This window comes from Bacillus cereus group sp. MYBK79-1 (genome assembly GCF_051915365.1).
Taxonomy (GTDB): Bacteria; Bacillota; Bacilli; order Bacillales; family Bacillaceae_G; genus Bacillus_A.
Genome location: NZ_JBQAEO010000003.1, coordinates 224,705 through 248,243, shown reverse-complemented (window position 1 = coordinate 248,243; position 23,539 = coordinate 224,705). Strand labels below are relative to the sequence as shown.

Sequence of the window (23,539 nt, the reverse complement as noted above, 5' to 3'; positions counted from 1 at the left end):
TTCAGTGGAAAATAAGTATTATAATTTTGATCCATCTGTAGATACGGATAAGCGTACGAACTTAGAAATTGAATTACTATTGGAAGCGATATTTAAACTATCAGGATTTGATTTTCGTCAATATGCTCGCACATCTATTTATAGAAGAATTTGTAATCGAATGCAGCTCTCTAATACCCCTACCATTTCAAAATTAATTGAAAAGGTAATTCATGAGGAAGGTTTTTTAGAACAGGTATTAAATGATTTCTCCATTAATGTAACTGAAATGTTCCGTAACCCTAGCTTTTTTAAAGCGCTAAGAGAGCATGTCATTCCTGAATTAAAAAAGTATCCTGAAATTAGAATTTGGCATGCTGGATGCGCAACTGGTGAAGAAGTATTATCCATGTCCATCTTACTTCATGAAGAAGGATTAAGTGAAAAAGCTGTTATTTACGCAACAGATATGAATACAAATGTGTTAGAGAAAGCAAAACAGGGTATCCTCCCGTTAAATAAAATGCAAACTTATACGAAAAACTATTTACAAGCTGGCGGTACACAAGCATTTTCTAACTATTATTCAACAGATAATCGTTTTGCTTATTTTAATCCTTCACTGTTACAAAACATTATTTTTGCGCAACATAATTTAGTAACTGATCAATCTTTTAATGAATTTCATATTATACTGTGCCGTAACGTTTTAATTTACTTTACGAGTAAACTTCAAAACCAAGTACAGCAACTATTTTATGAAAGTTTAGGTCACAACGGATTCCTATGTTTAGGAAATAAAGAAACTCTACGTTTTTCAAATATAATGCCGCATTATATCCAATTTAATCCGAACGAACAAATCTATCAAAAAATACAATAAAGTGAAACTTTAATCAGAGGGCGGTATTCCCCTCTGATTATTAGTTGAACCAATCGGGCATTTACGGGCAGTTGATCTCCCACCTATCTTCTTTGCTTCAGACGAAATTTTGTTGTGGAAGTCTTACTGCCCGTTAATGCGGGGTAAAAAGCGTATGAAATCCTCTGTTTGGATTTCATACGCTTTTTATTTCGCATTCGTTTGTATCATAATGAGGCACATATCATCTGATTGTGCTTTCTTCTGTTCTTCCTTATAAAACCCTTCTATCTCTTCTTCTAAATCTCCCCATTTTCTTTCTGTAAAAGCACGTAATTTCTCTTCAGACTCAAATTCGTCATTTGCAATTGCTTCAAGAACACCATCTGTAAACAATACGATTTGAGCGTTTTTCTCAAAAGATATAACGGTCTTTTCAACTTTTATTTCATCAAAAAATCCTACTGCACAACTTCCTCGATCTAGTGCAACTACATTCTTTTCATCAACTAAAACGTATCCAGCAGGATGTCCTGCATTTACATATTCAATCGTTCTCTTTTCTGTATCAACTACTAAGTATATCGCTGTAAAATAATATGGAATATTGTCATTTTCATTATGTAAAAGAGTCATATATTTATTTAAGTCTTTAATGACAAGTTCTGGATCAATTAAACATTTAATCGTTTCACGCAATACAGACGAAATAAACATACAAACTAATGAAGCAGATATACCATGTCCCATCACATCTAATAATATAATACCGTAGCGGTTTTCATCGATTTTATACCAATAATACATATCTCCAGCTAGTTTGAATGAAGGTAAGTAACTTGCTTCAATTTTTATATGATCTTCTCTTAATGGGCTACTTAATAAGTTTCTTTGTACTTGTGTAGCTAAATCTAATTCATTACGAAGATTTTCTTCTTGTTCTTTATGCCAATTTAATTCCGATTTCAAGCGTAATGCTACACGCATACGCGCTAACAATTCAACTTTATTTATCGGTTTCGTAATATAGTCCATTGCGCCTATATCAAGCGCTTCAGCTAATTTATTCGCATCTTCTAAAGCTGTTACAAAAATAATAGGAATATCTTTAAACTTCTCTTCTTTTTGTAATCGCCTACAAACTTCAAGTCCATCAATTTCAGGCATCATAATATCTAATAGTATTAAATCAATTTCATTATGCCTGGAAGAATCTTTTCCAAACTGTATGTATTCGAAAAGCTCTTGTGCAGAATTAAGTGATACAAGATCCTGATATCCGGCTTGTTTTAAAATTTTTTCAATTACAAAGATGTTCACCGGATTATCATCGACAATTAAAATGGACACAAGTTATTTCCCCTTTTCTTATTTAAAATGTAAATCGATTATCATTTTCTATTTTTCTAGTATTGCATACTCAGTTACAAAATGAAAATTTCCTACTCAAACATATTTATACAGCAAAAGAACAAACTCCCTAGAAATGAGAGTTTGTTCTTTCACTCTATAAATTTCCACTATTAATTTAACACCATTGCTTTATCACTTAAAAGACGATCTAATTCTTCCATATGATTTGTTTCATCCGCGATCATATCTTCTAACTTTACTACTAACTCTGTCATATTTAATTTCGCAGCCTGTTCTTTTCTCGTTTCATAACGCTTAATTGTTTCATATTCTGAATTCCTAGCGTATTCTAACATGTCTCTAACATCTTCTACTTGTTTCACTCGTAAAGGGATTGTAGTAGGTGTACCACCTAGCGTCTTAATTTTCTCCGCTAAATATAGGGCATGTCCTTGTTCATCACTAATTTCAGATTCAAAGAAAGGTTTTAACACTTGTCTATATATACCAGAAACCGTAGCTGCATTATGGTTATACATAATAATTGCCGCGTATTCTCCTGCTAAATCTTCATTCAATCCTTCGATTAGTTCTTTCACATCGTGTGACATTTAATATCTCCTCCTATACTTAATAACTACCCCTTTTCTCATGTTTTAAACATAATTTTTTTAAATTTTTATGTATCTAAAAATGCTGCTTGCTTCAATTTACTTATCGCTTGTCTTTTAATACGAGAAACGTGCATTTGTGAAATACCTAATCGTTCCCCTGTATCTTTTTGATTTAGATTTTCTCCAAATATATAATGAATAACACTCTTTTCCGTATCATTTAATACGTTAAAAATATCCTTTAAAACGAGACGCCTTTCTGTCTCTTCATATCCTTGCTCTACTTCACCTACAGATTCAATTCTCGCTACCGAACTTCCATCAGATGAATTTTCAACGACATCATCTAAGGAAGATACTCGATAATTATTTTTCGCATCCATAATTTCTAGTACTTCCTCTTCGGATAGTCCTAAATGATCCGCAATCTCTATAATCTTCGGTGAACGTTGCAAATGATCTGTTAGCTCCTCTATCGCAAGTTTAATCTTCCCGCCTAAATCTTTAATTCGCCTTGGAACATGAATACCCCAAGTTTTATCACGTAAATACTTCTTTATTTCCCCTACTATCGTAGGTATTGCAAACGGCTCAAAAGCGTTCCCTATTGAATAATCATACCTTCTTATTGCACCTAAGAGCCCTAACATTCCTACTTGTATAATATCCTCATGCATCGGTCCACCTTTTGAATAGCGATACGCAATGGAAGATACGAGATTTTTGTAATGATTAACTAACCTTTCCTGTGCTTCATCACATTGGTTTTGTTGGAAGTCTGCAATTAGTTTAATAACGTCTTCTCTAGCAAGATTTGTAGGTTGAGATTGGATTTCCATCATTCTCCACCTGCTCTCTTTGTATATATTTTGTCATTAAAACTGTCATGCCCTCATCATGCATAATTTGTATATCATCCATTAACGTATTGATTAAATATAAACCTAAACCATTTTCCGGCAAATGTTCTACTGGTTTATTAATATCATACGGACCAACTTTCCTTTTTAAAGTACTAAAATCAAAGCTAACTCCATTATCCGCAACCATAATTTCTAATCGATCTTCATATAAACCAAAGACGATTGTAATTTCTCCAACGTCTTCTTTATATGCATGTTGCACAATGTTTGTACATGCTTCACTAATCGCAATTTTCATATCTTCTATATCGTCATAAGCAAAGCCCATTCGATTCGCAACACCAGCCATTGTTAAACGAATAATAGCCACATATTCTGCCCTTGCAGGAATTTTCATTTCTATCTTTTCAAATTTCTCCATCATCCCTAGTCACCTTCTTTCTACTTTTTCAAAATCGGAATTCAAATTTAATATTTCTGTTAGTCCTGTAATATCAAATAATCTTTTTAACCTTTTAGATACACCAATAAATTCTAGCTTTCCATCATTTTTCTTAATCGCTTTTAATAGCGCTATAAACACGCCTAAACCTGTACTATCCATATACTCTACTTCAGTAAAATCTACTACAATATAAACCTCTTTCTCGCTTGCAATAGGCATAATCTTATTTTTTAAATTTGATGCCGTATACGCATCAATCTCACCATTAAGTTGTACTGTATAACCTAAATCATTTTGCAAAATATTTACTGCCAAATTCATCATTTCCGCCCCCTTATCTCAAACTACTACTATCTTAATTACCCATAAAAATTAATTTTAAACATATTTTTTTTATTTTTATTATAAATAAAGTGAAACTTTAATCAGTGGGGGTTATGTTCATCCCCCACTGATTATTAGCCTTCACCAATCGGACTTTTACGGACAGTTGATCCCCCACCTAACTTCTTTGCTTCCGCTGAATTTTGAGGTGGGGGTCTTACTGCCCGTTAAAGCGGGATAAATTTTCTACACCTTTCCCAGCTTAACACTTAAAAAATACTACCAAATGTTTAAATCTTTATAAATTTGTGTATGTATAATGTATAAACATTATTTTTAGGGGGTTCTATCTATGGAAGAGCACAAATTTAAAAAGGGAGATTTCGTTCAATTTTCTTATCGACACGATCACGCTACAAAATTAGTTGGTTCCATTATTAATATACTAACGAATACAATTGTAGTGGATATAGGTAATAGTGAGGACTTATCTCATATAGAACCGAGGCAGGTTGTAAGAATAAATAATTGTAAAAAAGTAACGGTGGCTTAACATGTAATCTCAATCGGTGGGGTCATCCCCACCGATTCCTATGTAAAATACATTAAAAAAGCATCCAAATTAGTTTAATTGGATGCCTTTTTATGTATATTTATCAGTTCATTCACTTTATAGCTATATATAATAAACTTAAGATTACTATTCATTATCATACTTACGCCTTCCGTAGCATTCTAGAAAAGAATGTAACGATTAAAATAAAGACGATTGCACCTAATAAAGCTGGAAGAACGAAAATACCTCCCCATTCAGGACCCCAATGACCAAATAATGCACTACCTACCCAAGATCCGATTAATCCAGCAATCACATTACCAACTATACCTAAAGGAAAGTCTTTTCCTGTAATCATTCCAGCTAACGCACCAATAAGTCCACCTACAATACAAATAATAATAAGTCCCACAACTAGACCTCCTATATTATTTTTATAATGGATTTATCAAGCTTTGGTATGTAACCAAAGCTTGATAAACATGTATTATTCTTTATTATCCAATCCATCACTTATCTTTTGTTTCACTTTTCCGACTTTTTCTTTTATCGTTCCCTTCGTCTTCTCCCACTTCCCTTCATTTTTCAACTCTCTATCCTCTGTAACTTCACCAATCCCCTCTTTTACTTGTCCTTTTTTCTTTTCAACTTTACCTGTAATTTGTTCTTTCAACCCGCTCTCACTCATATTTCCAATCTCCTTTTCGTAATAGATTTATAGATTTAAAGAGTATACGTGCATCTTCTTTCTTGTAACCATTCACCGACTCTTTCTAAATCCTTAACGAATAACAAGATTTTTCCTTCATCCAGCTTTTCTTCATAGAAGTTCGCTTCTTCCTCATTAAGCCCTAACTCTTGCATCTTATTTCTTAATTGATCTCCCGTTTTTTGAAAGACGTTAATAATACTTGTCCCAAGTCCCTCCTCTTTTATTCCAATTGTGTTCACGTCTGCATTGTCTGCGATTCTATCTGTCCTTTCTTTCTCATGTGTTAATACGTAAATATCTTTTTGCTCTATCCCTTTCTTCACTAGATCATTCGCCGCATTCATGACCTCTTTCTCCGTAATAAATTCATATACAAAAGGTTTACTATACTTCGTTTCCATCTTTAACTTCCTCCTCTAAAATGAATTATTTGTTATATTATATGTAGTACACCTATTTTCGAAATGTTAAACATAAAATATGAAAAAAAATGAAAAGGAGAGTACATATGTACTTTCGTCTAGAGCTATTTGTTGAAGATTTGCAAAGGTCTATTCGTTTTTATGAGGAAATCCTTACCCTTGTATTCTCAAAAAAGAATGCAACAGGTGCAATGATTAAACTAGAGGATTTTTCTTTATTATTGACCCCTGATTATATCCTTAATGAAAATCATTATTTAAAAACAGGTGGACTTAATCCAAAAGGAAAAGGTGTTGAGGTTATCATTGTTTTTGATAATATCGAACAAATATACCAACATGTACTAGAAAAAAATTACCCAGTGGAATCTAACCTTAAAATTCAATCCTGGGGAATGAAGGATTTTCGTCTGGTAGACCCCGATGGTTATTATTTAAGGTTAACCTCCTCTTGAATTTACTCCATCCCAAAACTAGTAGAATAAATCTACTTACAATAACTACCTAAATTAACAGAAAATTGTTATAATCAGACATAAGGAGGGATACTATGAAAAAACTCATATCTATATGCGCTCTAACCGCTCTATCTTTCACTTTAATAGGCTGTGCAAGCACCTCAGCTACAGACAAAGCTCCACAAGCTAAACAAGAACATAAACAAAATGCCTTTCAATTAAACTCCGCAAACATTACAGATATTGAAATACTTAGCACAATACATAACAACATTTCAAAATCTCAAACAGACAACGAAGAAATGATAAAATCTATCGTTTCAGCAGTTCAAAAAGGCACTCCTAAAACAATTACACTTGATCAAAAAAAGCGAGAATCTGCGCATTCTACTATTACCGTTACATATAAAGATGACGCAAAAGAAGAGTTTCTTGTTTGGGTTGATAATAAGGAGCAAATTACAATTGTTAAAGATGAGAAGAAAGATAAGGTTGAAGGTGTGGTAGTGAATATTAAAGATGTTAAAATGATGAAGGATTTCTTTAAGAAGGCACCTTAGAAGATGTCTTCTCTTTGTACATTAAAAAGGCCCACCTATTTCCGTAGGTGGGCCTTATCTTTATTACACAATAAAAAAGTATACTCTCTTTTTCACTGAAGTTTTATGTAATTATACATATTCACGACAATGTATGTAGTAAATTCTAAATTGTAGGCATGCTCTATAAAGCGTCCTTTTCCTTTACCCGTTTTAAAAAGATACCATTTACAAACTCAAAAAATCCCCTCAAAGCGTCAGCTTTAAGGAAATCTCTTCTATCATCTTCTCTCTTCATACAACCGATTTGCTTTATACGAGCAAATGAAAAACATACATGTCGCAACGGGGATAAACGTCCAAAAAAGTCCTCTCATTAATGCAAATGGTGTTTCAAATAAGAATGATTCTACAAATGCTGCACCATGCATATCCCATAACCCTGGTGTATAGTATAGGTCTCTCGGATTTACAAGCGCTCCTAGGTTAATTGTTTTATTAAACATAACTAGTATTAATAGCGGCAAATAACAGATCGCTAATTCTAAAAATGTTTTAGATAGACGTTTATACTTCCCTGCTCGTGACATTTGATCTGAAAAAATGTCATCTTCACTTTCTTCATTTATCTTTTTAAAATAGTACGTACCTGACCACCGATTACCAGCTATATGCTCCCATCCACTATCTTCAAATAATGTGCAGTAATTCATAAAATCACTTTTTCTACTAAATACTCTATGGTCTATTCTAATCGTCGCATCTTCCGGCTCTGTATATCTAAATGTATAACCAAATGTATTGCTTTCTAGTTGATAGCCTTTCCAAGCCATCTCTTCTAACCATTTTTCCTCTTTCTCAAAGTCTAAAAAGAATTTCAATATCCACATCGTCGTTTCCCCCTAACTATACGTGTAATAAACTCTTTGTAACCTCAATAATGTGCTGCATTCTCATAAAGTCTAAGTGCAATACTTCTTTCCCGCGTTCCGTAATGACATACACTTTTCTTCGTTTATCTTCACTTTTTACCGATTCAATTAACCCTTGTTTTAATAAATTTTCAACCGCACCATACAATGTACCCGCTGCGATTTTCACTTGATGATTACTCAGTTCCTCCACCTTTTGCATAATTAAATATCCATGAGCTGGCTCTAATAACGCTAAAAGAACGTAATACGTTGTTTCCGTTAATGGTAAATTTTTATCTCTATTCATAAAGACCTCCAATGTAACGATGAATATATAGCTAGACTATATAGTTAAACTGTATAGTTTGATTTTATACAGTTAGACTGTATATGTCAAATTAAGTTATAAAAAAATAACCTAGATCCAACATGGGATCTAGGTTGCTTTTTTACATAAACGTAATCGTCACTAAAGAATATCCTTCTTTCGCATTATACGGCTCCGCTTTATAAGAAACACGGTTCGCCCCTTGCGGATAACCGATTTCTCCAATTGCTTTTTTCACATCTTGCAATGCACCGTCCATTGATTGTTTATAAAGAATTTCAATCTTTGGTAACTTTTCGTTATAACGTTGCTGCATTTTATTTTTGAATTCATTATAGTTATTTGCAATGTATTCATTTCCTAAATAATTTAACTTTGTATCTTTTAAGATTTGCTGATATGCAGGGATTTTCGTACCACCTGCCGCAATTTTATTTGTTAATGTACTATAATAATTTGTTGTAGCTTGCGGATAGTCCCCTCGGTTCCACTCATGATTTCTTGCGATTTGCTCATCTGATAAGTTGAAATAAGAATACGTTACGCGGCCTTGTTCATCTGGCACCGGATCATCGAATGTTGTATCAAGGTGATACCATTTGTTTTCGATTTTCACCAAGTTCCAAGCATGAGGCTGACCGTCTCCAGTTCCTACTACAAAGTGATTCTCAACTCCAGCTTCTTTTAATAATTGATAGGTTAATAGTGCGTAACCTTGGCAAACCGCAGAACGATTTACGAGTGCTTCATATGCGGTGTAAGCTTTATAAGACGTATCGTAAGAAATATGCTTTACGACATAATCATGAATCGCCTTCACTTTTTCGTGATCATCCATTCCAACTTGAGTAATGGATGAAACGATTGCCTTTGCTTGCTTCATTACATATTCCGTTTGTTCTTTCGTTTCACGATATGTAATCTTTAACGTAAACGTATAATTTCCAGGTGACCCAGAAAGTCCATATGAAACATTCGATCTATTATAATTCGTATACTCATTTTTACTTGCAACTTCTTTATAGGCGTTAAAAAGGGTATTCATCACTTCTTTTGTATTACTATTTGTCGTTTTATACGGAAGTGTAATATTCGTTTCATACGTATTAATACGCTTCTGCACTTCATCTTTGAATGCCGCTAATAATGCTGCATCTCCTGTATCTTGCACCGCAACCGCAGGCTTTTTATATTGCAAAGCATTATATAAAAACTGTGCATACTGTTCACGCGTTACCGTTTTAGCAGGTTCAAATTTCCCGTCGCCTGTACCAGATGCAATCCCGTTTGACTGCACCGCACTAATCGCCCCTTCTGCCCAAAAACCATTCGGAACATCATTAAATGTATGCTTTTGCTTAGCTGAAACTTGAAAAGCATTTTTAATAATTTGTGCCATTTCTGCACGGCTAACAGAGTCTTTCGGTCTAAATCCACCGTTTGCATCACCTTTAAAAACCCCTAATTTCGTTAACGTTAAAACCTCTTCTGAAAACAATGTTGAACCTGAGCGAATATCTCGATACGGATTATTTAAAGTAGATCCATCTTTTAATACGTATCGAGCACCTTCATTACTGAACGTACCACCTTGCTTATTCGGTACTAACACACGATAAATTAAAGCTGCAACTTGCTCCCTCGTCGCAACATCACCGAAACCAAATATTCCATTTCCATAACCGGAAATAATATTTTTACTCGCTAAATCTTTAATCGCCGGATACGACCAATGCGATGTAGGCACATCAGAAAAAATACCCGCCTCAGCAGCTCTCACATCACTGCCGTTTGTATACAGTAAAGCACCACCAATAAGTGTTAATGATGTAATCGATTTTAATAGTTTTGTGTACATAATTCCTTCTCCCAATTCGTTCTCTATTTATGTTGTTTTTTGTCGAAAAATCTAAAAGAATATGACAAAACATATTATACAATTAAAACTTTTTGAAGGGTACATTAATTTTTGAAATATGCAAAAACTCATATTAGTATATTTTTCCGTATTAATATTATGCTGTTTTGCTTGCGGATATATATGTATGATGTATTATGTTGAAAACATTATTTATAACCAAGTTGCTTTTCTTCTATATCAAAATCTGTACATTCTCTTCTTCCCGGGCTATTGATAGAGAAAAGGCATTCTTATGAATGCCTTTTCTCTCTTATATATGCTCTTCTGAATTTAGTTTATGATAAACCACTGAACATTTAATTATGAAAAAGTACCAATAACAAAAAAAGTTAAAAATAATGATACATATCCAAGATACATAAAACGTTTATCATGTGTTTTAAAATATAACGTAATACACAGTAAAGTGACCAGTAAAAAAACTGCTGTAGACACCATGAACATGAATGTTTTTTAATTCCTCATTACTTAATACTGCTAAATTAGGCATTTCTTTTTTTAATACTGAATTCATAATAATATCTATTATTCTTAAGTTTATTATTCTTAATTTAATTATATTACGTTTAAGTGATATTAATTTTATATTAATACACCTTTTGAAAAAATTCTTTTTTCTTGATTAAATCCCATTTTTCACTTTAAAATACAGCATAACCCACCCACTTACCTACAATGTAACCAATATAAATAAGCAGAGCTCCTGTTAAGATATAAAAACAAGATTTAAAATACATACTCCTTTCAATCGCATCACCAATTTGATGAAACATGTTTGACATAAAGAAAACACCACCTTTTTATAATTATTAGAGTAGAACACACAGAGATATTATCAGAAAATAACTAATTAACACAACACTTATTGGAATAATAATATATAAAATAATAACAGTGTTAACAAAAAATTAAAATTTATGAAATGAATTACTTTTGAATTAATATTTAGAATTCAAAAGGTTTATTAGGTAAAAAACACTTTATATTACAACTAATTATATTTAATAAATCCCCTAACCTTTATGACAACGCTTGAGCATACCTTTCTATAAAGTTGAGTAATAATAGGATTGAATCATATTGCTCAATGTCCCATATTGTTTAACATAATAAAATAATATTCAATCGGAGGAAAGAACCTTTGAGTGCCTTTTTTTATGGAGAATCAGTTTAAAAACTAAAAATAAAAGAACCTCAATAAATGAGGTTCAAAAAATCTACTATTTTAAATCACAATTGGATTCGTGTTTTTTATTTTTCGCATTCGTCATACCTCAAATTATATCTATCTAAAAACAAAATATAGACTTATTCACTTTTACGATACATTTATATGTTGCGTTGGATAAGTCCTTTTATAAGTCGTTTTTTTAATGTAGATGCCATTATTCTCAATACAATAGAAGCGATTATTGGAATATATATAGGAGTAAGAAGATCCCCCCTAGTTTAAGCTAGAGGGGATCTTCTTATGCCTATTTCAAACTACTCACAATCTCCGCAAATATCACTTCAAGCGCATGCACACCTGCATCTGGATATCCTAAACTTGGTCATACGACCACTATTACTTTAACAAAGGTTTTCACTAGAACCTTCTATACTATTTAACTGACTCTACTTGTTTTTCTAATTCTCTTCCAAGGAATGTAGCAAGCTCAAGCATACCAAATTGATTCGCTACAGACTCTGCGTCAGAATTATAGTTTGTGTTTGTATTAATATCATACGTATAAATTGTTCCATCCGAACTGCGAATAAATTCAATACCAGCAACGGTAATTTCATTTTCTTCCAAAAACTCTTTGTATTGTTCAATAATTGGCTCTTGGAAGTCTGATATAATTTCAAATTTTGTTGGTGCTTCTGTCTTACTCTCTTCTCCTACTGGGCAAAAAGCATCTTGAATCGAACACGCATCTGCTGGGAAAAGTTAAAAGAATGATGCAGTTAATGAGTAGAAAAGTTCACGATACTCATTTCTGCTTCTTCTCCTTATTATTTTTCTTTTTTTCATTTGCATCTCTAATGGTTTTCACACTCGAAAGCATAAACAAAACAAATATTATTCCAACAATACCAATCGTAGTTAGCAAAATTAGCCCCCCATTCATAGTTTATGTACATACATAGTAACACAAAATGCATAAACAACATTTTATATGGGAGTAAAGAGATTAAACATGGATTTAGGTACGAAATAATATATATAGAATACAATTAAACATTTGAAATATACATCAATTTAGTTATCTACCTTTTAACAAGGCGGTTCTAAACGTATATTCAACTGGATTCTGGGTATAATTATACCAGTCCTCAAAAGGGTAAGGGAAAGCTATAAATTGTATGTTCTCCTCATTATTTTCGACCCCTGGTAATTCAATATTATATCCATTCGTTTTCTTGGAGTCAGATTCAACAAATAAAACTGAATCATCCATTATCTTTACCTGCTCCCAATCTTTTAGCGCTATAATAGCATACTTTGTATGTGTGAATTCAGGATTCGGATTTCCTATGTGCAAATAAGCTTTAGAAGCTTGCTTAGCTGATGGTAATATTTTTCTTTCTGTTTTTGATTCACTCAGAAAAATGGGTGTATCATCAACATCACTTTGATATGTAAAATCTGGATACTTTAAATTTCCAATTTCCAAATTATTATTTTCATTATTAATTAATAACCTCTTAGCATAAACCGGCTCATAATAAGCCATCTTTTCTATATCCATTTCTTTCACGATTCCGTCTGGGTCTTTCACAAATAAAACCGTTAAATCAGTTGTGTCCCTATCGATTTCAACAGAAACCTTGATCTTTCTTTCGCTTTTTTTACTGATTTTCACGTTATGACTTTGAAGAATGCTAGAATTATCATCAATCGAGAATTTAGATTGCACAAAATTTTGTAATACAATTATCTTAAATTCCCTATCATAATCAACCCCATTAAAAATATTAAAATTAAGTATGTTTGCTTGATTATCCTTAGGCTTTATTTTAGTTGTATTTTCTAGTGGACTTAGGTTTTCACCATACGACGAAATTTCTGTATAAGCAGCACCATCTGGAGAAATTGATTTTAACTCTCTACTAACTGTACTATTTTCTTCTGTTTCTTTAGCAACTTCATTAGGCTTTAAATAAGAAAAAATAAGAGAAACAGCGACTACTAAAATAATCGCCGTTACAATAATAACTAGAGCTCTTTTCATATTACCAATTATTTCTTAGTTCTGGATATGTGTTTGTATATCCGGAACGCTCAAATGTAAAGTTACCAATTGAATAGGCACCATTAAAATTAACTTGTGTATTAGATGAAGTTGCAGTCGCAGTAATACTCTTCACTTTTGATAATGATTTATTATCACTAGCCCATAGAGAACCAGATTTATTAAATAGTCTCGCTCTAGCTCCCATCTTATCATGAGCATATGTAGCATTAGCAGAAGCTACAGTATACCAATTACTAAATAAGGGTTTATTATTTGTCACTTGCCAATTTCTGTCCCCAGCTGCAAGAGCTGTGATTCCGTTAGTTGTTGTCAACTCTGATGCGGATCCGCTCACTCCGTTCACTTCCACTTTTTCTCCGTTAACATTCTCTACACTTTCAAACTTTTGAATTGTAGATTTTTCCTCAGCACTAACAGTTAATCCCGAACTTAGTAAAACACCAGATAGAATACATGCCCCAATTACTTTTTTCATTTTTTCTCCACCTCTCTTGATTTCTATACCCAAAATCTCCCAAAAGGTATAACCTAACACTAACAGAAATACCAAATAATTCAAATTTAGTTTTATGAACTGAAAAAATACAAAACTATAAGTTTATGAACTATTTATCAAAGAAAAACAAGGTAGTAAAGGCACTACGAGAATTAGGAAGAGTTGAGAAAGTAATTTTCACTTTAGATTATCTTTCAAATAAAACAATGCGTAGACGTATACAACGAGGATTGAATAAAAGAGAATCTATGAATGGATTCGCTTGAGCTATTTCCATTAGGAGATTAGGAAAATAGCTTAAGTATTAAAGGTTTCACTTGAATCATATATGACTAAAGGAATCCAATCGGGTTCCTTTTTTGTGTATTCTAATCACCCTTAAATTACCTGAAATTTATTGAGAAAATATTTTCTTTCAAAATAAACCTCTATCCCCCTATTTCCCTTACTAGTTTATACATACTTATACATAAATAAAGTACAATTGAAGACGAGGAGAATCACAGGAAATCAGCTTAAAATCTACGAACTTCTTTTAAAAATCCTTATCTCATTATTTATAAACAGCTTTGCGGAGTAGTTTGGATTTATCCATTAAAAATTCTTTTGGTGATTTTTGATTAAAACGTGCTTTTGTATGCGTAGCATCCATAATAATAGATTTACTTTGAATCAAGTTCTTACTGAGCGCAATTTCCACTGTTTTTTGGATGAGTATGTCAAGCAATCCTATATCTTTCAAACGAAGCTTTCGAAACTTCGTTAATGAACTTGGATCAATCACGATATCTTCTGGTGCCATATCTAAGAAATATTTAAAAGACATATCATATTTTGAGCGCTCGACAACATCTACATCAGATAAATCAAAAATAGATTTTAGTAATAAATATTTGAACATACGAACGGGTGGCACTGCATTACGACCGTTATCGAGACAATATTTATCCTTTAGTTCTTCAAAAACAAAAGAGAAATCAACCATTTCATTAAATTGGCGAAGCATATTGTCTTTTGGTACGACGATATCGTAAATCGCCATGAATGGGCTAAGATTAAGAGATTGTTGGTTCGAAATCATCCGAAACACCACCTAGAATTAGTACAACCATTATTTATAAAAAAAACGAAAATTATACATAAAAAGTGAAAGCTTCTTCGATTTCTACCGGAATCGTTCTTTATGCTGTTAATCCAAATAATTGATGAATGAATTGTTTGGATTTTGAACAGACTGATCACACACCCTTTTGTAGAGTAATAGTATCAGTATGTCCAAGATTTACATATTCATTGCACAAGTGTTATATTTTTTGCACCAGAACCGAATAAAATGTACAATAAATGCAATACTTTACATTTATCAACAAAGTTTACAATTAGGTTGATAAATTTTAAAATTAGCTTAAAAAAAACACTTTTTCTATTTATTTAGATTTTAATCTATGTGATAGTGAATGAGTACATAATAAAGGTGAAAGGGTGTTTTTCTTTGAACAGATTTTTTAAGAAGTTGGCTGTAGTATTATCGTTCTCTATGCTATTAACAGCAGTTAGTCCTGGGTATTCAGCTTTTGCGAATACTGAAAGTGATGATCTAAACTCTGAACGATTGTTAACAGAGGACGAGTTTTTGTATGACGTTGGTTTTGAAGATGTAACGATTGATGAGTTTGCTGGAGATAATATGCCAGATTATGTGGATGATTCTGTAGAAGAACCTCATTTGAGAGTATATTATGCAGCACCTGTTGTGGTTTGGATTGTTGTAGCTGGAATTAGGGTTTCTAGAATAGTCTATAAAGCTATTAAGTATGCTCCTAAATATCCATCAGGATTTAAAGCTGTACAAAATGGAACAAAAAATGTAAATGTAAACAATACAAAATTATTAAGTGAATTGAGACAAATTGAATCAGGAACTTGGAAAAAAGTATATAAAGATGGTTATGACAAAAATGGTAAAAAGATTTCAATTCACTATTTCCAAAGTAAATCAGGTAAAGTGTTTGATGTAAAAGTTAAAAGTGGATGGAGTGTAAAATAATACATGTATAATTTACGTGTAGAATCGAAAGATATTCAACAGTTTGAGAAAATGATATTAATAAATATATTGGGTGTTCTAAATGCTTTAGAAGAACAGTTGATAACGATTGAAGAAGCGGAGAAAATAATATTTACTCCCTATACAACAGATTTACTAAGATCAAAAAAAGTTTCTGAAGAAGTACTTCATGTTATTTATTTAGGAACTGAGCTAGAAGATATTTATAGTTTGATGCCTAATGAATTAAAAGATACTTTGTTAGAGATAAAACAGTTGGTATTAAAATTGTTGCAGGAAAAGCAAGAATTTAAAATTTTAGATAAGGCATTAAAATAATTTAAAAGACATGGAAAACAATTGTTTTCCATGTCTTTTTTGGTTCTGGTGCAAATAAAGGAAACATTCCAAAAAACAATGAGGATTTCTACCGGAATCGTTCTTTACACTGTTAATCCAAATAATTGATGAATGAACTGTTTTTGATTTTGAACAGACTGATCACACACCCTTTTGTAGAGTAATAGTATCAGTATGTCCAAGATTTACAGATTCATTGCACAAGTGTTATATTTTTTGCACCAGGACCCTTTAAACGAAACAAATAAAAGTTGATTGATATTGTTAAAAAACAAAAAAACTCTAACTAATTCGTCATGGCGATTTAGTTAGAGTTTTTTTGGTTGAAGTATTCACGAGTATCTACCCTTATCTTTTCAGGTAAAACAATATCAAGTTCTTTATCTAACCATGCAAGAGTCTTTTTACGAAGAAACTCACGCATGTGTTCTTCTGCTTCAAGCATTACTAAGTTAATTGTACAAGAAGAATTGCTAGGTTCACAAGAATTGCAAGCCTCGGCCTCATCTCGATATAGTAGACCATTCTGTACAATATTTTTACATTGAAAAATAGGTTTTGGACCTTCGACAGCTTCTATTACATCCCAAAAAGAAATATCTTCCGGAGACTTAGCTAACCTATATCCTCCCTTTACACCTGGGACAGAACTTACAATGTCAGCTTTAGATAATTTACCGAAAACTTTTGAAAGGAATGTTTCAGAAAGTCCTTGAAACTCTGCCAAATCTTTTATTCCGACACTTTCCTTAGAAGGAGTATTAATTAAATAAACTAGGCAATGCAAGGCATATTCAACCCCAACACTATATTGCATATACAAATCACCTGCTTTTTATTTTAAGGGTTATCAAATTGTATCTTAGGACCATTTAGAATTTTAGTCAAATAAAAAAAAGCTCGTTTAGAATAGTATGTATTTCATTTGACAAAAATAATGTCAGAGTTTATATTAAAGACCAAGTTAATCGTCGATTAAATCGGTCGTCAATTAAAGCGTAAAAACTTTTAAAAAGGGGAAATACAAATGAACAAAACACTTATCATAAACGCACATCCGAAAGTGGATGATACATCATCAGTCAGCATTAAGGTTCTTAACCACTTTTTAGTATCTTATAAAGAATTAATTCCTAATAATGAAACGATTGAACAGATTAATTTATACGATGATGTAGTACCAATGATAGATAAAACTGTTTTAAGCGCATGGGAAAAGCAAGGAAATGGACAGAAGTTAACTGATGAAGAACAAAAAGTAACAGAGCGTATGTCCGAGATTTTACAACAATTTAAAAGTGCAAATACGTATGTTATCGTATTACCTTTGCACAACTTTAATATTCCATCAAAGTTAAAAGATTACATGGACAATATTATGATTGCACGTGAAACATTTAAATATACTGAAACTGGATCAGTCGGATTACTTAAAGATGGAAGAAGAATGCTTGTTATACAAGCAAGTGGAGGAATCTATACAAATGATGATTGGTATACAGACGTGGAATACTCTCATAAATATTTAAAAGCCATGTTTAATTTCCTTGGTATTGAAGATTATCAAATCGTTCGTGCACAAGGAACAGCAGTACTAGATCCAAATGAAGTATTACAAAATGCATATAAAGAAGTTGAAGAGACTGCTTCTAGATTGGCTAATAAATAAATTTTTTCACTGGAAGCATGATGGGTATAAATAAATATCCCCTCCACCATAAGGCAGAGGGGATATTATAACTTCTATTTCAAACTACCCGCAATCTCCGTGAAGATAACTCCAAGCGCATGCGCACCTGCATCTGGATATCCTAAACTTCTTTCACCAACTGTACCAGCGCGGCCCATGCGAGCTACGATTTCTTTCGTATACTCTGCTCCTTTAACCGCTGCTTCTGCACCTTTTTCAAAGGCAGTTTTCATGTCTACTTCGTTTGAAGCGCTAGCTAACCAAGAGTCTACACATGGAGCAAGTGCGTCAAAAAGTGTTTTGTCACCGACTACCACTCCTCATCTTTCACCGATGATTGTATGCCTTGAAGTGCCTCAGCTAGATACATAAACACACTAATAAGAGGACATAAATCATGTCCAATGCCAATATGCCAAAAGGAAGAGTGTGATATGAACTATAACTTTGCCGTTTTGACAAGTTTATGGTTCTTTTTGTCTGTGGCAAACTTATGATTCCAAAAATAGGAGCTCAATAGTGAAAATGCATACCTTCATTTTATTAGCTTGATAGTGATTGTGATGCTATCCCTACATGTTCTGAATAAGAATAAGTAAAAAAAGAACCCTAAGGCTCTTTTTTTGTTTTATGTTATTGTTTATTACTTATAAGTAAAGTTATTTTTTTATTTAAAAAGCATTGGCAAAAATCCTAAAATATCGAAAACAAAGTGGCAAATCCAACTTACCCAAACACTCTTTGAATTTTTCCATATATAATTTAGTGCTAATCTAGCTGGGATTATAGTTATTAATAACTGCAATGGCACGAAACCATAGGCAGGAATATGCCACAAAGCAAACAAAACACTACATATTATTGATGCTGTACCAAATTTCAATCCTAATTTTTGTAATGCAATAATTATATTCGTGCAAATCAACTCTTCGCCCATTAACATAAATGGTACACGGAATAAGATCATAGAAATACTTATTACTTCAGCGACAGAATTTTGAGTTGCAGGTTGAAAAATGTAGTTGAATATTGAGGTGGAACCCATACCCACGATAATTGTTAAAGGTATACCCCAAAGTAATGTCTTAAAATTAAAATGTTTAAATTGCTCTAACGATATTTTCCCTAAAAAATAGTATCCAATAATTCCACATAATACAAGATTCCATGAAGCTTCAATAATCATTTTTAATAATCCAGGTATATCCTCTACAAATGCAAAAAGTTGATATACAATCCCGGAAATGATTAATAACCCCAAAGCCAAAAGAGATTTCGAATCAATTTTCTTCTCCGTTTCTATAATCCTTGTTTCCACAACAACCCCTTCTTTCTTATTATTTCGTGAATTACAAATATATAATAACACATTTTTATCCTAATTAATGGTAATTACAACGAGTGCAATAACTTTTATTTAATACAGTTTTATAATTGCGAACATCCTTAATAATCATTTATTAAAATTATGAATGAAACAATCTCTTCATCTCTTCCAAACCACTTCACAAGGTGTCCAATCATAATTTTGAAGCCCAAAATAATAAACACCACCTTTTGAAGTGCTTTCTGTCAATTAGTCAGTTTTCCAAAAATACAATTAAACAACGTGAATTCCCTATTTATAGGAACCCACGTTACCTCTTTTAAAAACTATTATCCTAGTATTTATAAACACACATACCTTTCCAGAGAGAACATCCAGCGAAATTACATATCAATCAACTATAAAAAAACCCTCCACCACAAGGCAGAGGGGACTTTCCAATTCCTATTTCAAACTATCCGCAATCTCCGTAAAGATAACTCCAAGCGCATGTGCACCTGCATCTGGATAGCCTAAGCTTCTTTCACCAACTGTACCGGCGCGGCCCATGCGAGCTACGATTTCTTTCGTATACGCTGCTCCTTTAACCGCTGCTTCTGCTCCTTTTTCAAAGGCAGTTTTCATATCTTCTTCGCTTGCAGCGCTAGCTAACCAAGAATCTACACATGGAGCAAGTGCATCAACAAGTGTTTTGTCACCAACTACCGCTCCTCTACCGAACGATCTTTCACCGATAGATTGTATACCTTGCAGTGCTGCTTGCAGCATTTCAGCGAACTCTTTCACTGTTAACTCACGCTTCTCGCCTGCTGCTTTACTAGCTGCGCGGAATGCTCCGCCCCAAATTGGACCAGATGCGCCGCCGCAATGTTCCATAATAATCATCGAACAACCGTCAAGGAATGATCCAATCGTTACGTTCTCTTGATCTACAATAGAATGCCACTCACGTTTTAATTGCTTAAATCCTTTTGCAACACTCATTCCGAAGTCGCCGTCACCTGCATGCGTGTCTAACTCACAGAACGGTACTTCATTTTTAATAATCACGTCGCTCATTTTATCAACGAGATAAATCATGTTGTTTAATGTAATGACATTATTTTTAATAACAGCATGCTCTTCCGCTGTTTCTATTTCAAATGAAACTTCCTTCTCTTCTGTCTCTTCAAGTACATTCACGTACTCTACACTTTCAACTGGTCCATCTACTTTAAACGCCGGTGTATTACACTCTTTAGATAATAATGTTTTTAACTCATCATCTAATTTCATTACTGTTAAAGACATACCAGCCATATCGATACTCGTCATATAGTTACCAACGAATACTCTATTAATTGTAATGTTTCTAGCAGCTAGTTCTCTCGTCACGGCGTTATTAAATAAGTAAAGTTCTTGCAGTGGTGTTCCGCCAAAACCGTTAACTAGAAGCGCAATTTCTTCGCCGTCTTTTACTCCTAAATCTTTTACAAGATCATTCGTCATACGGTTCGCTAATTCATCTGCTGATAACATTTTTTCACGTTTAATTCCTGGTTCGCCGTGAATACCTACGCCGTATTCCATTTCATCTTCCGCAAGTGTGAAAGTAGGTGATCCACTCGCTGGAACTGTACAAGACGTTAATGCTAAACCGATTGTACGCACGTTAGCCGCTGCTTTTTCAGCGACAGTTTTCACCGCTCCTAAATCCATACCTGCTTCCGCTGCTGCGCCGGCAATTTTATGGACTAAAATAACGCCCGCAACGCCGCGGCGTCCTACTGTATATAGACTATCTTCTACCGCAATATCATCGTCTACTTTTACGTAGTCGACTTCAATTCCATCTTCTGTCGCTAAATGCGCACCATTTTTGAAATTCATAATATCGCCGCTGTAATTTTTAATAATTAATAACGTACCTTTTTTACTAGCTGTCTCTTTAATTGCTTGATATACCTGAATTTGCGAAGGAGACGCGAACACATCTCCGCACACTGCCGCATCTAACATTCCTTTTCCGACTAATCCTGCATGCGCTGGCTCATGACCACTACCGCCGCCGCTAATTAACGTTACTTTATTTTCGTTCATTTCTTTCTTCTTAATGACTTTATATTTTTTCAAAAGCTCAAGCTCTGGGTGCGCCATCACCATTCCGTTGCACATTTCCATTACTAATGTTTCTGGTTTATTTATAATCTTTTTCATTGTAGTTCTCCCTCAATTCCTTTAATATATTGTGATATATTTGAAATCTTCTTCTTACTATCCATGTTAAAATGAAAGCGTTTTATAGTAAACGGACAAAATGGACAATCTGTCTAAAGACACCGCTCTCATTTATGGGTAGGATTTTCATATTACTAACATTCTAGGGATGATTCAGATGACCTCTTCTATAATTTCTAAAAAGATAATCGCGAATTCATTGAAGTATTTAATGGAAACAGAGTCGTTTCATAAAATATCAGTGAGCGATATTATGTTACACTGTCAAATGCGTAGGCAAACTTTTTATTATCATTTTAAAGATAAATTTGAACTATTAAGCTGGATTTATAGAGAAGAAACGAAAGAAAACATTATCGACTTTCTCGACTATGAAACGTGGGAAAACATTTTTGATTTATTATTTGACTACTTTTATGAAAATCAAAAATTTTACCGAAATGCTTTTAAAGTTATTGAACAAAACTCATTTAATCACTATTTATTTGAGCATACAAAAAACTTATATATGAAAATTATTGATGAACTATCGATGAGCTGTGGATTCAGCCTTTCTGACGAGACAAAAAATACGATTGCCTCTTTTTATAGCCACGGCTTCGTTGGAACGATAAAAGATTGGATTGAAAGCAAATGCGAAGTAAATCCGTCCATTATGTCTTCTCTCATGAAAAATATGATAAACAATCAATTACTACTATTACTGGAACAATCAGCAAAGTAATTAAAGGGTGGCAAAAGCAATGAAAAAGATTATGAATGATGTACAACATATCGTTCAAGATATGATGCATGGCTTTTATTTTGAACATAACGACAAAGTAAATTACGACGAAACAAATAACATCATTTATGTAAAAGATATCGAAAAACTGAAACAAAACGTTGTCATCATAAGCGGCGGTGGTAGCGGACATGAACCTGCTGATATCGGCTATGTAGGAAAAGGAATGCTTACGGCGGCAGTAAACGGCAGTATTTTCACTCCGCCTACAGTGGAACAAATTATTGCAGCAACTCGTCTCATGCCAAAGGATAAAAGTATTTTATTCATCATCAAAAACTTTAAAGATGACGTAGCGAATTTTCTAGCTGCAGAACAAATCGCAAAAGAAAAAGGAAGACAAATTGACCACATAATCGTAAATGACGACGTTTCAATTGAAGATGATGCTTCTTTTAATAAAAGAAGGCGCGGCGTCGCTGGCACTGTTTTCGTTCAAAAAATACTTGGTGCGGCGGCTCTTGCAGGTCATTCTTTAGAAGAACTGACTGCACTTGGCCGTTCTATCACTGAAAACTTACACACATTAGGAGTCGCTCTTTCACCTGCAAACGATCCAGTGAAAGGAAAGGCTTCATTTTCATTAAACGACGATGAAGTATATTACGGCGTTGGTATCCACGGCGAAAATGGGTACCGTAAAGAGGCACTATCCTCTTCTGAAATATTAGCGATCGAACTAATGAACAAACTAAAAAGCATTTACCGCTGGAGAAAAGGTGACAACTTCGCTATTCTCATTAATGGATTAGGTGCAACTCCATTAATGGAACAATACATTTTTGCAAATGACATTCGCCGTTTATGTGAACTGGAAGGATTGCAAGTGGAGTTCGTAAAGGTTGGCACCCTTCTTACTTCTTTAGATATGAAAGGTGTTTCGCTCAGTTTGCTTAAGGTAGAGGATTTGGATTGGGTGAAGTGGTTGAAGGCGGATGCTCGAGTGGGTAGTTGGTAAGTAAAAATTACCTTTAGCTATAATCACAAGTGAATGGATCTCAACAATATTCAAATTCACGGATCACTAGACTATTTCATACCCGTATATAGCAAAAAACCAAGATTCCAACTCTTGGTTTTTTGTCA

The 23,539-nt window shown here is 33.4% G+C and carries 26 protein-coding genes and 4 pseudogenes; 10 read left to right on the top strand and 20 right to left on the bottom strand.

Features of this window, described 5'->3' with window-relative positions; all coding sequences use genetic code 11:
* Positions 1-4: 4 nt before the first annotated feature.
* Positions 5-862 (top strand): CheR family methyltransferase, encoded by an 858-nt coding sequence (locus ACTFOB_RS08115; RefSeq protein ID WP_440026574.1) that lies wholly within the window; start codon positions 5-7, stop codon positions 860-862.
* 186 nt (positions 863-1,048) lie between these two features.
* Here ACTFOB_RS08115 and ACTFOB_RS08110 read toward each other — a convergent pair whose 3' ends face one another.
* From ACTFOB_RS08110 to ACTFOB_RS08090, 5 genes are all read right to left on the bottom strand, one after another.
* A complete protein-coding gene (locus ACTFOB_RS08110) occupies positions 1,049-2,191 on the bottom strand; it encodes a SpoIIE family protein phosphatase (RefSeq protein ID WP_440026572.1) in 1,143 nt (380 codons plus the stop codon).
* A 173-nt stretch (positions 2,192-2,364) separates the two neighbouring features.
* Positions 2,365-2,805: a ferritin-like domain-containing protein gene (locus ACTFOB_RS08105; RefSeq protein WP_440026570.1), complete on the bottom strand. Its 441-nt coding sequence runs from the start codon at positions 2,803-2,805 to the stop codon at positions 2,365-2,367.
* 68 nt (positions 2,806-2,873) lie between these two features.
* Positions 2,874-3,650 carry an RNA polymerase sigma factor SigB gene (sigB, locus tag ACTFOB_RS08100; protein ID WP_440026568.1) on the bottom strand — a complete coding sequence of 259 codons (777 nt, stop codon included), beginning with the start codon at positions 3,648-3,650 and terminating at the stop codon, positions 2,874-2,876.
* Positions 3,613-4,095: an anti-sigma B factor RsbW gene (gene rsbW, locus ACTFOB_RS08095; protein ID WP_151631434.1), complete on the bottom strand. Its 483-nt coding sequence runs from the start codon at positions 4,093-4,095 to the stop codon at positions 3,613-3,615. Before rsbW ends, sigB begins: the two co-directional genes overlap by 38 nt.
* A gap of 6 nt (positions 4,096-4,101) precedes the next feature.
* Entirely contained in the window at positions 4,102-4,440 is a 339-nt protein-coding gene (locus ACTFOB_RS08090; RefSeq protein ID WP_440026565.1) for an STAS domain-containing protein, read from the bottom strand.
* Between the two features lie 352 nt (positions 4,441-4,792).
* Between ACTFOB_RS08090 and ACTFOB_RS08085 the strand changes: the two genes are divergently transcribed.
* Positions 4,793-4,993: a methyltransferase gene (locus ACTFOB_RS08085; RefSeq protein WP_440026564.1), complete on the top strand. Its 201-nt coding sequence runs from the start codon at positions 4,793-4,795 to the stop codon at positions 4,991-4,993.
* A 163-nt stretch (positions 4,994-5,156) separates the two neighbouring features.
* Here ACTFOB_RS08085 and ACTFOB_RS08080 read toward each other — a convergent pair whose 3' ends face one another.
* The 3 genes from ACTFOB_RS08080 to ACTFOB_RS08070 form a co-directional block, all read right to left on the bottom strand.
* Positions 5,157-5,408, bottom strand: a complete 252-nt coding sequence (locus tag ACTFOB_RS08080) for a GlsB/YeaQ/YmgE family stress response membrane protein (RefSeq protein WP_440026562.1) — start codon at positions 5,406-5,408, stop codon at positions 5,157-5,159.
* 75 nt (positions 5,409-5,483) lie between these two features.
* Positions 5,484-5,684: a CsbD family protein gene (locus tag ACTFOB_RS08075; RefSeq protein WP_000004263.1), complete on the bottom strand. Its 201-nt coding sequence runs from the start codon at positions 5,682-5,684 to the stop codon at positions 5,484-5,486.
* 35 nt (positions 5,685-5,719) lie between these two features.
* Entirely contained in the window at positions 5,720-6,109 is a 390-nt protein-coding gene (locus tag ACTFOB_RS08070) for a general stress protein (protein ID WP_132133935.1), read from the bottom strand.
* Between the two features lie 107 nt (positions 6,110-6,216).
* Between ACTFOB_RS08070 and ACTFOB_RS08065 the strand changes: the two genes are divergently transcribed.
* Positions 6,217-6,585, top strand: a complete 369-nt coding sequence (locus tag ACTFOB_RS08065; RefSeq protein ID WP_440026559.1) for a VOC family protein — start codon at positions 6,217-6,219, stop codon at positions 6,583-6,585.
* 95 nt (positions 6,586-6,680) lie between these two features.
* A complete protein-coding gene (locus ACTFOB_RS08060; protein ID WP_440026557.1) occupies positions 6,681-7,148 on the top strand; it encodes a hypothetical protein in 468 nt (155 codons plus the stop codon).
* A gap of 260 nt (positions 7,149-7,408) precedes the next feature.
* Here ACTFOB_RS08060 and ACTFOB_RS08055 read toward each other — a convergent pair whose 3' ends face one another.
* The 7 genes and pseudogenes from ACTFOB_RS08055 to ACTFOB_RS08025 all read right to left on the bottom strand — a co-directional run bounded on the left by ACTFOB_RS08055 (position 7,409) and on the right by ACTFOB_RS08025 (position 14,007).
* Positions 7,409-8,017 (bottom strand): DUF2812 domain-containing protein, encoded by a 609-nt coding sequence (locus tag ACTFOB_RS08055; protein ID WP_440026555.1) that lies wholly within the window; start codon positions 8,015-8,017, stop codon positions 7,409-7,411.
* 16 nt (positions 8,018-8,033) lie between these two features.
* Entirely contained in the window at positions 8,034-8,348 is a 315-nt protein-coding gene (locus tag ACTFOB_RS08050) for a PadR family transcriptional regulator (RefSeq protein ID WP_001078066.1), read from the bottom strand.
* Positions 8,349-8,490: 142 nt separating this feature from the next.
* Entirely contained in the window at positions 8,491-10,227 is a 1,737-nt protein-coding gene (locus tag ACTFOB_RS08045) for an S-layer homology domain-containing protein (RefSeq protein ID WP_440026553.1), read from the bottom strand.
* Positions 10,228-10,931: 704 nt separating this feature from the next.
* Positions 10,932-11,072: a hypothetical protein gene (locus tag ACTFOB_RS08040; protein WP_440026551.1), complete on the bottom strand. Its 141-nt coding sequence runs from the start codon at positions 11,070-11,072 to the stop codon at positions 10,932-10,934.
* A gap of 821 nt (positions 11,073-11,893) precedes the next feature.
* Positions 11,894-12,223 (bottom strand): annotated as a pseudogene (locus ACTFOB_RS08035) (alpha-L-glutamate ligase); the annotation flags it as partial.
* A 316-nt stretch (positions 12,224-12,539) separates the two neighbouring features.
* Complete coding sequence (locus tag ACTFOB_RS08030) at positions 12,540-13,508, bottom strand: hypothetical protein (protein WP_440026549.1); 969 nt, start codon at positions 13,506-13,508, stop codon at positions 12,540-12,542.
* Position 13,509: 1 nt separating this feature from the next.
* A complete protein-coding gene (locus ACTFOB_RS08025; protein WP_440026547.1) occupies positions 13,510-14,007 on the bottom strand; it encodes a hypothetical protein in 498 nt (165 codons plus the stop codon).
* A 137-nt stretch (positions 14,008-14,144) separates the two neighbouring features.
* On the opposite strand from ACTFOB_RS08025, the pseudogene ACTFOB_RS08020 reads away from it, so the two are divergent.
* Positions 14,145-14,291 (top strand): annotated as a pseudogene (locus tag ACTFOB_RS08020) (Tn3 family transposase); the annotation flags it as partial.
* A gap of 293 nt (positions 14,292-14,584) precedes the next feature.
* Here the strand turns inward: ACTFOB_RS08020 and ACTFOB_RS08015 are convergent.
* Positions 14,585-15,109: pseudogene (locus ACTFOB_RS08015) on the bottom strand (transposase); the annotation flags it as partial.
* Between the two features lie 411 nt (positions 15,110-15,520).
* Between ACTFOB_RS08015 and ACTFOB_RS08010 the strand changes: the two are divergent.
* On the top strand, positions 15,521-16,075 hold the full coding sequence (locus ACTFOB_RS08010) for a hypothetical protein (RefSeq protein ID WP_440026546.1): 555 nt from the start codon (positions 15,521-15,523) through the stop codon (positions 16,073-16,075).
* A 3-nt stretch (positions 16,076-16,078) separates the two neighbouring features.
* On the top strand, positions 16,079-16,414 hold the full coding sequence (locus ACTFOB_RS08005; protein ID WP_440026545.1) for a DUF3969 family protein: 336 nt from the start codon (positions 16,079-16,081) through the stop codon (positions 16,412-16,414).
* Between the two features lie 325 nt (positions 16,415-16,739).
* Here ACTFOB_RS08005 and ACTFOB_RS08000 read toward each other — a convergent pair whose 3' ends face one another.
* Entirely contained in the window at positions 16,740-17,252 is a 513-nt protein-coding gene (locus tag ACTFOB_RS08000) for an RrF2 family transcriptional regulator (RefSeq protein ID WP_440026543.1), read from the bottom strand.
* A 210-nt stretch (positions 17,253-17,462) separates the two neighbouring features.
* Between ACTFOB_RS08000 and ACTFOB_RS07995 the strand changes: the two genes are divergently transcribed.
* Complete coding sequence (locus ACTFOB_RS07995; protein WP_440026542.1) at positions 17,463-18,104, top strand: FMN-dependent NADH-azoreductase; 642 nt, start codon at positions 17,463-17,465, stop codon at positions 18,102-18,104.
* 74 nt (positions 18,105-18,178) lie between these two features.
* Here the strand turns inward: ACTFOB_RS07995 and ACTFOB_RS07990 are convergent.
* From ACTFOB_RS07990 to dhaK, 3 genes and pseudogenes are all read right to left on the bottom strand, one after another.
* A pseudogene (locus tag ACTFOB_RS07990) lies at positions 18,179-18,445 on the bottom strand (DAK2 domain-containing protein); the annotation flags it as partial.
* Between the two features lie 347 nt (positions 18,446-18,792).
* Positions 18,793-19,443, bottom strand: a complete 651-nt coding sequence (locus ACTFOB_RS07985; RefSeq protein WP_270723762.1) for a CPBP family intramembrane glutamic endopeptidase — start codon at positions 19,441-19,443, stop codon at positions 18,793-18,795.
* A gap of 453 nt (positions 19,444-19,896) precedes the next feature.
* On the bottom strand, positions 19,897-21,648 hold the full coding sequence (dhaK, locus tag ACTFOB_RS07980) for a dihydroxyacetone kinase subunit DhaK (protein WP_440026540.1): 1,752 nt from the start codon (positions 21,646-21,648) through the stop codon (positions 19,897-19,899).
* Between the two features lie 178 nt (positions 21,649-21,826).
* On the opposite strand from dhaK, the gene dhaS reads away from it, so the two are divergent.
* Positions 21,827-22,393 carry a dihydroxyacetone kinase transcriptional activator DhaS gene (gene dhaS / locus ACTFOB_RS07975; protein ID WP_440026539.1) on the top strand — a complete coding sequence of 189 codons (567 nt, stop codon included), beginning with the start codon at positions 21,827-21,829 and terminating at the stop codon, positions 22,391-22,393.
* 19 nt (positions 22,394-22,412) lie between these two features.
* Positions 22,413-23,411 (top strand): DhaKLM operon coactivator DhaQ, encoded by a 999-nt coding sequence (dhaQ, locus tag ACTFOB_RS07970; protein ID WP_440026537.1) that lies wholly within the window; start codon positions 22,413-22,415, stop codon positions 23,409-23,411.
* Positions 23,412-23,539 lie beyond the last annotated feature (128 nt).